The organism is Bacillus sp. AFS002410 (assembly GCF_002556365.1).
Taxonomy (GTDB): Bacteria; Bacillota; Bacilli; order Bacillales; family Bacillaceae_G; genus Gottfriedia.
Map to the genome: position 1 here is coordinate 107096 of NZ_NUEU01000021.1, position 13034 is coordinate 120129.

Here is a 13034-nt window from a genome sequence, read left to right on the forward strand (position 1 = left end):
ATTACTTTATTTAAAATCAATCATTTTTCTAAAGGAAGGTCTATATATTTTGTAAGAAGAGATGTCCTTTTACTTAATTAATTAGATTATTATAAAATCTTCCTTTTAGCTATGATATAATTCTATTGAATTTTTAAGATTGCGAGGACATCTAATGAAACAAAAAATAAAGGAATATTCAATCCAGCTATTTGACCAAAAAGGATTTAAAAGTACATCTATTCAAGATATCGTCGAATCGATTGGCGTTACGAAAGGAACATTTTACTACTATTATACGAGTAAAGAACAGCTTCTAATGGATATTCATCTTCATTTTATTGATGAAGTGCTAAATGAGCAGGAAGAAGTAATTAATGATTCTGAAAAAAGCTTTTCTGATAAGCTTTTTGAAGTAATCTACTTAAGTTTATTAGATATTAAAAAGCAAGGTGCCAGTGCAAAAGTGTTTTATAGAGAAATGAGACATTTAAGCCCTGAAAGTTTAACTGAAATTAAAGCCAAAAGGGATTTATATCGATTTAATATTGAAAAGCTTCTAAATGAAGGAATTAAAAATGGAGACTTAAGATCCGATTTCGACGTACCGATAGTTTCATTTGCTATTTTAGGTGTGATGAACTGGAGCTATGAATGGTATAACCCAGAAGGTACAAAAAAAGCATTAGAAATAGCGAAGACATTTCAAGAAATGATTTTAAAAGGGATTAATTTAAAGTAAGGAGAATTAGTTTAACTCTCCTTACTAATTACATACCGACTAGTTAGTATTTATGAGCTGCAAAAATTTGAATCATAAAGGTAGGTAGTTCTATGATGAAATTCACAGTTACTCCAAGATTTTGTGAAACCGATGCATTAGGTCATATAAACAATACTAGTTACTTCATTTATTTAGAGGAAGCACGAATAAAATTCTTCGAGTCGCTTGGTTATTCTATGAATCTAGAAGATTGGAAGTTTATTCTGGCGTCTACAAAGTGTGATTTTATTAATCAAGGTCGTTTTAACCAAAAATTGATTGTATCGAGTTATATTTCAAAGATTGGAAATAAAAGCTTTCATCTTGAACATGAAATATGCTGTGAAGAGACAAACAAAATGATTGCTACTGGTAATGCAATAATTGTATTTTTTAATTTTAAAGAGCAAAAAAGTGAAGAAATTCCTGAATTATTTAGAGAACAGTTAGAGAGACATTTAGTTGTGAAATAAACTGAATTTTCATAATAAAGGAGGGGCAAAATGACTGGAAAAATAGAATTAGAAACGAAACGAGTTCGCAAAGGTGAAGAGTTAAACCATCTCGTACTACATAAATTTTTAAAAGAAAATATTGTAGACCTCCCTGAAGGAGAATTAATCATTCGTCAGTTCTTTGCAGGTCATTCAAATTTAACTTATTTACTAAAAATTGGGGAGTGGGAAGTTGTGTTAAGAAGACCACCACTTGGCCCAGTTGCTCCTAAAGCACATGATATGAAAAGAGAATTTCGTATTTTATCAGAAATACATCCTCATTTTTCAGCTGCACCAAAACCGATTTTATATTCACAAAACGAAGAAATCGTTGGTAGTCCATTTTTCATTATGGAAAGAAAAAATGGCGAAGTATTTGACTCATCATTCCCTCCACATTTAAACGTAACGGTTGAAGATCGAAGAAATATATCGAATGTAATGGTAAATAAGTTAGTTGAATTACATTCTATTGACTATTCAAAAACAGCACTCCTTGAAATAAGTAAACCTGAGAATTTTATGGAAAGACAAGTTAATGGTTGGATTGGACGATATAACAGAGCTAAGACTAGTGAAATTGCAGAAGTTAATTGCTTAATGAGTTGGTTAATAAATAATGTACCAAAAAAACATGACTCATCCATTATTCATTATGATTTTAAATTAAATAATTCAATGTTTAGCAGTGATTTAAAAGAGATGATTGGACTATTTGATTGGGAAATGACAACGATTGGTGATCCTTTAGCTGATTTAGGAGTTGCTTTAAGCTATTGGATTCAAAATGAAGATCCCGATTTATTAAAAAATGGATTAGTTAAGCCTCCAGTTACGATTCAAGAAGGATTTTTTACAAGACAACAATTTATTGAAACATATGCAAAAAGAAGTGGAAGAGATTTATCAAATATAAACTATTATATGGCTTTTGCTTATTTTAAATTGGCTGTAATTGTTCAACAAATATTTTATCGATTCAAGGCTGGACAAACAAGTGACGAACGTTTTTCAAAATTTGATCAATTTACAGAAAATTTGATTAGGATTGGCCATAATTTAGCAGTTAAATAGATTCGCATAAAAGGAGTGGATTATATGAGTAATCAACACTTATTAGTGGAAGTTAAGGACCGAATTTTAACATTAACGTTAAATAGACCTGAAAGTCTTAATTCATTTAGTCATGAAATGTTAAATGGAATCGTTGAAGCACTTAATCAAGCTAGAAATAATCCGGAAATAAAAGTAATTGTATTATCTGGTGCAGGTCGTTCGTTTTCAGCAGGTGGAGACGTTAAGACGATGGGACAGGTTTCTCCAAATGATGTATACGAACATATTGGGGTATTAAATACAGTGATCAAATCGATTCGAGAACTAGAAAAGCCCGTCATTGCTTCTGTTCATGGTTTTGCTGCAGGGGCTGGTTTTAACTTAGCTTTAGCTTGTGACTTAATAATAGCGGCTAATGATAGTAAGTTTGCTTTAAGTTTTTCTCAAGTTGGTCTAATTTCAGACGGTGGAGGGTCGTATTTTTTACCGAGGTTAATCGGTCCGTATTTAGCAAAACAGTTTTTCTTTACTGCAGAGCCTGTATCAGCTGAACGAATGTATCAATTAGGGGTCGCGAATTCACTTGTACCCGTTGAAAATTTAGCAGAAGAAACAATGAAGTTTGCAAACAAAATTGCTGCAGGACCTGGCAAAGCAACTGGAATGATGAAAAAACTAATTGATCAGTCCTTTACGTCAACATTAGACGAAATGCTTGAACTAGAAAGAATTACACAGCCGTTAATGGTTGCAACTGAAGACCATCAAGAAGGCGTTACAGCTTTTAAAGAAAAAAGAAAAGCTATATTTACTGGAAAATAAAAATTGAAAGGAAGAATAGAATGAAATCAATTCAATTCAAACAATTTGGCGGACCAGAAGTACTAGAAAAGGTTGAATTAGAAAGACCTGTTCCAAAAGGGAAAGAAGTATTAATTGAAGTACATGCTGCTGGTGTTAACTATGCAGATACTGCACGACGAGAAAATCAATATGTTGTTAAGACCACTTTGCCTTATGTCCCTGGTGCTGAAGTAGCTGGAATAGTCGTTGAAATTGGAGAAGAAGTTACTTCGGTTAAAGTTGGAGATCGTGTAGTTTCAATGCTGGAATGTGGTGGTTACTCAGATTTTGCCATTACTGATGAGCGATCTATTATTCATTTACCAAAAAATATGGACTTTAAAATAGCTGCAGCATTACCCGTTCAAGGGCTAAGTGCTTACCATATTTTAAAAACAATGGGTATGTTAGAGCCTGGTGAAACGGTGTTAGTTCATGCTGCTGCAGGTGGGCTAGGTACTTTAGCTGTGCAACTAGCAAAACTTTTTGGAGCCGGAAAAGTGATTGCTACAGCAAGTACTACGGAAAAATTAAATTTAGCTAAAGAAATGGGTGCAGATGTACTCATTAATTATACAGAAGAAGGCTGGCATAAAAAAGTTATTGAAGCAACGAATGGTAAAGGGGTAGATGTTGCTCTGGAAATGGCTGGAGGAGATGTTTTTTATAAAACATTAGATTGTTTAGCATATTTTGGTAGATTAGTCATTTATGGTGTAGCAAGTGGTCAACAAAGTAAATTTTACCCTTCTTCCTTAATGGCCAAAAATCAATCTGTCATCGGATTTTTCTTACCACCGCTATTAAGAAGAAAAGCTTTAATTCAACAAAGCCTTGAAGAATTGTTCACATATCTAGCTGAAGGAAAATTGAAAATCACGATTGGAGAAGTTTTTCCATTAAGTGAAGCAGCGAATGTTCATACGATCCTACAATCAAGAAAGACAGTAGGTAAAGTGATTTTAGAGCCGAAAAACTAATCAACTTTAAAAGTGAAAATATTGATGATCGGGAAACTAAAAACGGGGGAGATTATATGCATTTACGCCTGACTGATGAACAAAAAATGATTCAAAAAACAATTCGAAAATTTGTTGAAAAAGAATTAATTCCGTTAGAGAATGATGTACTTCGAAATGAGCGTGAAGGTAGACCGAGTTTAGATCCTGCAGTTTTAGAAGAACTCCAATTAAAAGCTAAAAAAGCTGGGTTCTGGGGAATAAATACGCCTGCCGAATACGGTGGTGCTGATTTAGGACAGATGATGCTTGCGATTATTTACATGGAAATTTCAAAAACATTTGTTCCTTTTAAATTTGGAGGTTTTGCGGATAATATATTATTTTATTGTAATGAAGAACAAAAAAAGAAATATTTAATTCCAACAATTAATGGCGAAAAGAAATCATGTTTTGCCATGACAGAGCCTAATGCTGGTTCTGATACTCAAAATATTAAAATGACTGCTGTGAAGGATGGAAATGAATGGTTATTAAATGGTGAAAAAACATTTATTACAGGCGGAAATGAAGCGGATTTCGTAATGGCCATTGCAATTACCGATAAAGAAAAACATCAAAAAACAGGTGGTCGTGATGGGGTAACTTGTTTTATTGTCGATCGTGAAATGGGATGGAAATCTGAATATATTCATACAATGGGCGAATGGGGACCTGCTGGTTTAGTTTTTGATAATGTACGAGTACCTGAAGAAAATATTTTAGGTGAATTACATGGAGGATATAATTTAGGACTTGAATGGATTGGATTTGCAAGATGGATCGTTGGGGCAAATGCGGTTGGAGCAGCTGAGCGATTATTACAAATGGCAATTGACTATTCAAAAGAAAGAGAGACATTCGGAAAACCAATTGCCGAGCGACAGGCGATACAATGGCAAATTGCAGATTCAGCTGTCGAAATTGAAGCAGCAAAATGGCTCGTTTTAAATGCAGCATATACGCTTGATCAAGGAGAAGATAATAGACATTTAGCGTCGATGGCTAAACTATATGGTTCAAATATGGGCAATCGTGTCGTTGACCGTGTACTTCAAATTCACGGAGGTATTGGTTATACAAAAGAACTTCCAATCGAAAGATGGTACCGTGAAGCTAGACTTTGGAGAATTTATGATGGCACTGATGAAATTCAACGACTAATCATTTCACGTAATTTATTAAAAGGTCATGTGAAATTAGGCCAATTCGTATAAATTAGACAAAAAGGGGCGAGGAAAAATGGCTGGAAGATTTGAAGGAAGAGTAGCCTTTATTACAGGTGGTAGTCGTGGTATTGGAAAAGGAATCGTAGAATTATTTGCAACAGAAGGAGCAAAAGTAGCTATTATTGATGTAAATGAAGAAGCACTCAAGCAAACGGCTACAGAATTTAAGCAATATGAACTCTACACAAAAGTTGCCAACGTAACAAATGCGAATGAAGTTGAAACGGCGATGAAAGAGGTTAATGAGACTTTCGGTTCAATAGATATTGTCGTCAATAATGCTGGCGTTATTCGTGATAATTTACTATTTAAAATGACTGATTCAGACTGGGATACAGTCATGGATGTTCATTTAAAAGGTTCATTTAATGTCGTACGTGCTGCTCAAGTATTTATGGTAAAACAAAAATATGGAAGAATTATTAATATTTCTTCTACATCTGCACTTGGAAATCGTGGACAATCAAATTATGCAACTGCTAAAGCAGGGTTACAAGGATTAACGAAAACGCTAGCAATCGAGCTAGGTAAATATGGTATTACATCAAATGCTGTAGCACCAGGTTTTATCGAAACTGAAATGACAAAAGAAACAGCACAGCGGATAGGGATTACATTTGAGCAATTAGTTGAAGCAAGTTTAAGCCAGATACCTGCTGGAAGAACTGGCAAACCTGAAGATATCGCAAATGCTATTGCATTTTTTGCTGATGAAAAATCATCTTATGTTAACGGTCAAGTTTTATATGTTGCTGGTGGTCCTAAATCTTAAAAAAATGAGGTGAATGATATGTTTCAAGCTTTTATTGGAAAAAGGTCTAAACATGTAAAAAATATTGTTGAGCGTGGTGCAGTAAAAAAATTCGCTGAAGCAATTGGAGATTTGCATCCAATCTATCTTGATGAAGACTATGGAATGAAATCGAGATTTGGACAAAATATTGCTCCACCTACATTTCCAAGAGTGTTTGATTATGGGAAAATAGAAAATTTTAACTTACCAAATGTCGGTTTGATTCATGGAGAACAGACGTTTGAATACAAAAGACCACTTTTAGTAGGTGAAACAATTAACTGTTATACAGAAATAAAGGATTATTATGAAAAACGTGGTGGTCAAGGATATATGGGTTTCTTAGTTCTTTCTGATCATGGTGAAGACCAATCTGGAAATAGTATATTTTCTGCTAAATCAGTTGTCATTATTACTGAAGAAGTTAGGAGAGTGTTGACTGTATGAGTGTTCTTTTAGACTTACAAACAGGTGATTCTCTAAAACCAGTTGTACTTGACCCAGTTTCACGAATTGATCTGATTAAATATGCTGGTGCTTCAGGAGATTTTAATCCGATTCATACAATAGATGATGAAGCGAAAAAAGCTGGCTTACCAGGCATAATCGCACATGGTATGTGGACTATGGGGAATTTAGCGAAACTTTTTTCGGATTATTATGAAGTTGGATTTATTGAAAATTACTCGATTCGATTTAAAAATATGGTATTTCTAAATGATGTGATTACATTAAGTTCAATTCTAGAAAAAACAGAAGAAAACAGCTTGTATTTTAAAGTAAATGCAAAAAATCAGAATGATGTAACAGTACTTACTGGTAAAATTTTATTTAAAATACATGAATGATAATAGTTGTAAAAGGGACTTCTAAGAGGAGTCCCTTTTATTTTTTGTTAAATTTACATTAAGGAGCAAATAGAAGCTTATGTTTTTAGATGATTTACACATAATAGTAAAAAACGAAATAGGTGAGGAAAATGGATCTTTCATTTGATAAATTATTAGAGCAATTTGATTTGAAAAAAAATGAACATCAAAAAAATATGCATAAAGTTAATAAAAGAATAGATGAAATTGAGTCTCATATGGAGAAGATCAAAAAGCAATTACATAATTTTGATCATCAAATTGTTAATATAGAAAAAGAACTTAAAACTACTTTATCGATGATTAATGAAAATGAATCAAATTCAAATCATCATGAAAATCACGAACGTCAAGAACACCAGGCACATCACGAGAATCAAGGCCATCATGAAAATCACGAAGGTCATGAATATCAAGAACACCAAGAACACCATGCACATCCCGAGCAAAGTGAACAAAAAGAAAATAGAGAACATCATGACCATAATTACGCTCATAATTGGGCTCAAAATCTTTTAAATAATGTAGAAGAATTTTCAGCAAGTATTTTTGAAAGCAATCACAAAGAGCATGATCATAATGAACATGATCATAAAGGGCATAGAGATCATAAAGAAGAAAATGAACACGAAGAGGCAAATACGAAAAACTCTAGAGTTGCTGCGAATAGGAAAAAGTATAATAATCAAAACAATGATAAAATGGATCAGCTTACTGCTAGTGTAATCGATGAAAGTCAATCGCTATATTCCTCAGCAGATATAACGAGTTTAAATCAAAAAAATTATACAGAATTAGCGTCTTCAGATACACATAAACATGTAGCGGAACATCAACAATACGAACATGAAAACAACACTACGCAAAAAACATCTGAACAATTATTAGAAACAAATTTTTCAGATTTATCAATTGATGACTGGGAAGACAAGACGACAAATTTATCAATGTCAGAATGGTTTGAAGTCGACCCAAATAATGAGAGATAAATATCCTATATCAAAATGTAAATGCATTACTTCTGTAAAAAGAGGTAATGCATTTTTTATATGGTTTATACAATTTATTGATCGTGAAATTAGAAACACGATACTTTATCAAAATAAGCATTTTTTAACTAAAAAGAAACATAAAGATAGTTAGGAGATCTATCGAACGACGAATAAAAGAGGTGCAGAAATGATCATAAGAGAAGTGAAAGAAACAGATGTACAAGATCTATCTAGTCTTATGAACCAATTAGGTTATCCGACTACTGAACAGGAAATGAGAGTCCGATATGAGAAAATAAAGAATAATCCGCATTATTTTACTATTGTAGCTGAAGTAGATGATACAATAGTAGGGATTGTTGGATTATTTAGAGGGCATTTTTACGAAAGAAATGAAGTAAGTGTACGAATTGTTGCATTTGTTGTTGACGAGCGGTACAGGAAAATTGGAATCGGAAAACAATTAATCGCAAAAGCTGAAAAATGGGCTAAAGACGTTGGTGCTTTAGGAATTGGATTAACTAGCGGTAAAAGAGATGAAAGGGAAGTAGCTCATCGTTTTTATAAAAGGTTAGGATATGTAGATAGCAGTATTGGGTATGTAAAAAAATTTGACTAAGTTATTAGTAAATAAACGGACTTATTTACTAGATTGGAGTTATTATGTCTAAAAAAACGATTGTATTTACTGGTGGTGGCTCAGCTGGGCATGTAACACCTAATATTGCGATTATTAATGAATTGAGTAAAGATGAATGGGATATACGCTACATCGGATCTAAAAGAGGAATTGAAAATGAGTTAATTAATAAAATTGATGTACCATATTATGGCATTTCAAGTGGTAAATTAAGAAGATATATTGATTTTGAAAATGTTGTTGATCTATTTCGTGTACTAAAAGGTTGCCTTGATGCTAGAAAAGTTTTAAAAAAACTGAAACCAAGTCTAGTTTTTTCAAAAGGTGGTTTTGTTTCTGTCCCCGTCATAATAGCAGCTAGTACGTTAAAAATTCCAATTTTTATACATGAAAGTGATATGACTCCAGGTCTTGCTAATAAAATATCACAACGATTTGCCACAAAGATTTTTACTTCATTTGAAGAAGCTAAAAATTATTTTCCAAAAAGCAAGACGACATCAATTGGTTCACCAATCCGAAAAGAACTTTTAAATGGTTCGCGAAAAAAAGGGATCGACTATCTCAATTTTAAAAGTTATCTACCTATTATAACGGTAATGGGTGGGAGCTTAGGTGCAAAAAAAATAAATGAAACTGTTAGAGATTCTTTAAAGGAATTAACGAAAAATTATCAGATTGTTCATTTATGTGGTAAAGGTAATGTGGATGAAAGTTTACAAAATATTGAACGATATAAGCAGTTTGAATACGTTCATGATGAACTTGCAGACCTATTAGCAGCATCTCAAATGATTATTACTAGAGGTGGCTCAAATGCAATATTTGAATTTTTAGCATTACATAAACCTATGTTAATCATCCCCCTTACGAAAAATCAAAGTAGGGGTGATCAAATATTAAACGCTAAATCCTTTAAAGAAAAAGGCTATGCATTAATGTTAGAGGAAGAAGATTTAACAATAAAAACACTTCAACAATCAATTGAAGAACTTCAAAACAAAAGGGATGTCTTTATTAATAATCTGAAAACATCGAATCAAAGTAATGCTCTAGAAGTACTTCTTGAAGAAATAAAGAAAATTTAAAGGGCATTACTGGGAATCGAAAAAATTGTTGAATAATTGCTTTTGAAATAATTTAAGAAAAGGTGAAAAAAATTGATTACTGAAAAACAATTAATCGAAATTAAACATTTACAAGATGAATGCGAAAAATTTGAAGAAATAAATTTAAAGTTAAATTGGGAGATGCTAAGAAATCGGAAGAACGATTTAAAGGAAGATTTCTTTTATTATGATAAAGATCAACTAGTAGGGTTTGTAGCAACTTACTATTTTGGTGAAAAAGTTGAAATCTGTGGTATGGTTCACCCAAACTTTCGCAGAAAAGGAATATTTTCAAACTTATTAAATGAAGCATTAAACAATTTAGCACCAGTTAGTACAATATTATTAAACGCTCCAGAAGTATCAAAAACAGCAAAAGAATTTATTAAAAAACAAGAAAATTGTACATATTCATTTTCTGAATATCAAATGGTATGGAAAGAACAAGAACTAATAGAATTTACACCGATTGTTAATTTCACTAAAGCAGTACAACTAGATTTTGCATTTATCTCAAATTTAGATGTTGTATGTTTTGGATTTGAAAAAAATGATGCCGAAAAATATAATCAACGCATTTTAAATGAGCCTGATCGTGCACTATATATAATAGAAGTAAATAATGAAAAAATCGGTAAATTGAGCCTTTTACGTGAAAATAATGAAAGTTGGATTTATGGTTTTGCAATTCTTCCAGAATACCAAGGTAAAGGTTATGGTAAAAATGCATTACTTCAAATCATCGAAAAAGAAAATAAAATTGGAAACGAAATCCATCTAGAAGTAGCGCTTGAAAATAGTAATGCGAAGAAATTATATACAGGTTGTGGATTTAGACAATATAATACACAGGATTATTATGTGATTAAACGATAATAGCATTGCAAAAATGAATAACAGGTCCGGTGCTTTACCAAAAGGAGAGACTATTAAGGGCATGTGTATGGAGAAAAGACCATCCATTCCCTTCTTTTCCTTGAACCTGCTTAATTCTATGTTACACTAGTATTGGAATAAATGGTAAAGGGTGAAAGTATTGGAAAAAGTAAGAGGATTTGAAATAGCAAAAGGATTTGAAGACTGCGGAGTAAATTTACCAAAAAGAGCAACTACACATGCAGCTGGGTATGATATTGAAAGTATTGAAGAAACAATTATAAATCCTAATGAAATAAAATTAATTGCAACAGGACTAAAAGCATATATGCAAAGAGACGAATTCTTAGCATTATTTGTTCGATCGTCTACACCATTAAAAAAAGGATTAATGAAAGGAAATGGGGTAGGAGTGATCGATTCAGACTACTACAGTAATCCTTCAAACGATGGACATATCATGATGCAATTAATCAATGTGTCAAAAGAGGCTGTTATCATTCAAAAGGGAGAGAGAATTGGACAAGCAGTTTTCCAAAAGTTCTTATTAGCTGATGATGATATCGCAGGTGAAGACAGAGTAAGTGGTTTTGGTAGTACTGGTAAATAAAGAAAACTCCCCGATTGGCGAGCCCTTAGGCGAAGACAGAGGGGTAGTTGCACTTATACTTCTACGTCTTTTTTTCTTCTCCGCTGCCAATTTATACTTACTTAATGTATAAAAAAAAGCACTCGAATTTTCGAGTGCTTTTTAATTTTATTAATTAGTCTAACATTTTTGCAAGTTTTGGTGATAATGCAAGTAAGATTAAACCTGCTAAGATTGCAGCTCCACCTACTACTAAGAATACTTGTAACATACCTAAAGTTGTTGTAAATGCAGCTAATTGACCACCAACTAAGTTTGCAATGAAACTTGATGATAACCATACACCCATTAATAATGAAGCAAGTTTAACTGGTGCATAACGAGATACTGCTGATAAACCAACTGGTGAAAGTACTAATTCAGCAATTGTATGGAAGAAATATGTCATAACCATGAACATCATGTTTGCTTTTACAGTAATATGATTTGGATCTGAACCAGTTTTCATTACTGCCATAATTGTGAATGCGAAACCAACACCTAATAGGATAAGTCCCATTGCCATTTTCGCAGGAACACTAATGTTTTTACCACTTCTTGCTAATTTAATCCAGATAGCTGATACTACTGGAGCGAAAAGCATGATGAATAATGGGTTAACAGATTGGAACCATGCAGATGGTACATTGAAGCTACCAACTTTAAGATCCAAGAAGCGTTCAGTATAAAGTGTTAATGAAGAACCAGCTTGTTCAAATCCAGCCCAGAAAAATACTACGAATGCAGCTAAGATAAAGATAACTGTAGTACGTTGTTTTTCTTTCTTTGTAAGAGGAACATCCTTAACTGAAGCTTTGTTACCCTCTTTGATCACCTTAGCACTAGGTTTTGTACCTAAATCACCAAGATATTTTGAAGCTAATAAGTTGAAAATAATTTGTCCAATAATCATACCAATCGCAGCTGCTAAGAAACCATAACGGTAACCAAATATATCAGCACCAGCAGCATTTTTAGACACAAATAAAGTTTGAGCTAAATAACCAGTTACGAATGGCGCAAAGAAAGCACCTAAGTTGATTCCCATGTAGAAGATTGTGAATGCACCATCACGACGTGGGTCATCTCCTTCATAAAGTTCACCAACAATTGTTGAAATGTTTGGCTTGAAGAAACCATTACCGATAATCATTAAAATTAATCCAAGGTATAAACCAGTTGAAGAATGAATACCGAATAAAGCGATGTTACCAGCTGCCATAATAATACCACCAAGAGTAATAGCACGACGTTTGGCAAGGAAATTATCTGTAATCCAACCACCAATGATTGGAGTGAAATATACAAGTCCAGTAAATAATCCATAAAGTTGAAGTGCCCAAGCATCTTTAAATCCTAGTCCACCTTGAACAACAGTTGTTGTTAAATAAAGAACTAATAGTGCACGCATTCCATAGTAACTAAAGCGCTCCCAAGCCTCTGTTGCAAATAATAGGTAAAGGCCAGGCGGGTGTTTCGTTTTCGGTTTTTGCTCGTTTGATGAAACGTTTTTTTGTTGTGTTGCTACGCTCATTCAAATTCCTCCCTCATAAGTGCTATTTTGTGTAATTCTCTGTATGAATATTTATTGTCGCAAATTCATGTACTATTCTGTCAATTTAGTCTAAAAATAAATTACAAATTCTACAAATTTCGACAATTTAAGTTAAAAAAATTTTAACTATTTTTCAACAGCGCAATTCTACTAAATTTATATATGATTCCTCAAAAAAAATCGCGGAATCAATTTACTATTTTAGTA

The 13034-nt window shown here is 32.8% G+C and carries 15 protein-coding genes; 14 read left to right on the forward strand and 1 reads right to left on the reverse strand.

All coding sequences use genetic code 11. The features are described from left to right. Positions 1 to 154 precede the first annotated feature (154 nt). From CN692_RS13970 to CN692_RS14035, 14 genes are all read left to right on the forward strand, one after another. Positions 155 to 721: a TetR/AcrR family transcriptional regulator gene (locus tag CN692_RS13970; RefSeq protein WP_098119784.1), complete on the forward strand. Its 567-nt coding sequence runs from the start codon at positions 155 to 157 to the stop codon at positions 719 to 721. Positions 722 to 813: 92 nt separating this feature from the next. Beyond that, on the forward strand, positions 814 to 1215 hold the full coding sequence (locus CN692_RS13975) for an acyl-CoA thioesterase (RefSeq protein WP_373605037.1): 402 nt from the start codon (positions 814 to 816) through the stop codon (positions 1213 to 1215). A gap of 30 nt (positions 1216 to 1245) precedes the next feature. Then, positions 1246 to 2313 carry a phosphotransferase family protein gene (locus CN692_RS13980; protein WP_098119785.1) on the forward strand — a complete coding sequence of 356 codons (1068 nt, stop codon included), beginning with the start codon at positions 1246 to 1248 and terminating at the stop codon, positions 2311 to 2313. A gap of 24 nt (positions 2314 to 2337) precedes the next feature. Then, the gene (locus tag CN692_RS13985; RefSeq protein ID WP_098119786.1) at positions 2338 to 3117 is read left to right on the forward strand and encodes an enoyl-CoA hydratase/isomerase family protein; all 780 of its coding nucleotides are present in this window, start codon (positions 2338 to 2340) and stop codon (positions 3115 to 3117) included. A 20-nt stretch (positions 3118 to 3137) separates the two neighbouring features. Then, positions 3138 to 4118 (forward strand): quinone oxidoreductase family protein, encoded by a 981-nt coding sequence (locus tag CN692_RS13990; RefSeq protein ID WP_098119787.1) that lies wholly within the window; start codon positions 3138 to 3140, stop codon positions 4116 to 4118. Positions 4119 to 4174: 56 nt separating this feature from the next. Continuing rightward, on the forward strand, positions 4175 to 5353 hold the full coding sequence (locus CN692_RS13995; protein WP_098119788.1) for an acyl-CoA dehydrogenase family protein: 1179 nt from the start codon (positions 4175 to 4177) through the stop codon (positions 5351 to 5353). Positions 5354 to 5378: 25 nt separating this feature from the next. Continuing rightward, positions 5379 to 6137, forward strand: a complete 759-nt coding sequence (fabG, locus tag CN692_RS14000; RefSeq protein ID WP_098119789.1) for a 3-oxoacyl-ACP reductase FabG — start codon at positions 5379 to 5381, stop codon at positions 6135 to 6137. A gap of 18 nt (positions 6138 to 6155) precedes the next feature. Continuing rightward, complete coding sequence (locus CN692_RS14005) at positions 6156 to 6605, forward strand: MaoC family dehydratase N-terminal domain-containing protein (protein ID WP_098119790.1); 450 nt, start codon at positions 6156 to 6158, stop codon at positions 6603 to 6605. Next, positions 6602 to 7006: a MaoC/PaaZ C-terminal domain-containing protein gene (locus CN692_RS14010; RefSeq protein ID WP_098119791.1), complete on the forward strand. Its 405-nt coding sequence runs from the start codon at positions 6602 to 6604 to the stop codon at positions 7004 to 7006. The genes CN692_RS14005 and CN692_RS14010 overlap by 4 nt, the downstream gene beginning before the upstream one ends. 131 nt (positions 7007 to 7137) lie before the next feature. Beyond that, complete coding sequence (locus tag CN692_RS14015; RefSeq protein WP_098119792.1) at positions 7138 to 8016, forward strand: hypothetical protein; 879 nt, start codon at positions 7138 to 7140, stop codon at positions 8014 to 8016. Positions 8017 to 8206: 190 nt separating this feature from the next. Then, positions 8207 to 8638, forward strand: a complete 432-nt coding sequence (locus CN692_RS14020) for a GNAT family N-acetyltransferase (protein ID WP_098119793.1) — start codon at positions 8207 to 8209, stop codon at positions 8636 to 8638. A gap of 44 nt (positions 8639 to 8682) precedes the next feature. After that, positions 8683 to 9747 carry an undecaprenyldiphospho-muramoylpentapeptide beta-N-acetylglucosaminyltransferase gene (locus CN692_RS14025; RefSeq protein ID WP_098119794.1) on the forward strand — a complete coding sequence of 355 codons (1065 nt, stop codon included), beginning with the start codon at positions 8683 to 8685 and terminating at the stop codon, positions 9745 to 9747. Between the two features lie 72 nt (positions 9748 to 9819). Further along, on the forward strand, positions 9820 to 10644 hold the full coding sequence (locus tag CN692_RS14030) for a GNAT family N-acetyltransferase (RefSeq protein ID WP_098119795.1): 825 nt from the start codon (positions 9820 to 9822) through the stop codon (positions 10642 to 10644). A gap of 160 nt (positions 10645 to 10804) precedes the next feature. Then, positions 10805 to 11254, forward strand: coding sequence for a dCTP deaminase domain-containing protein (locus CN692_RS14035; RefSeq protein WP_098119796.1), 450 nt, complete (start codon positions 10805 to 10807; stop codon positions 11252 to 11254). A 154-nt stretch (positions 11255 to 11408) separates the two neighbouring features. Here the strand turns inward: CN692_RS14035 and CN692_RS14040 are convergent, their stop codons facing one another. Then, a complete protein-coding gene (locus CN692_RS14040; RefSeq protein ID WP_098119797.1) occupies positions 11409 to 12806 on the reverse strand; it encodes a peptide MFS transporter in 1398 nt (465 codons plus the stop codon). Between the last annotated feature and the right edge of the window lie 228 nt (positions 12807 to 13034).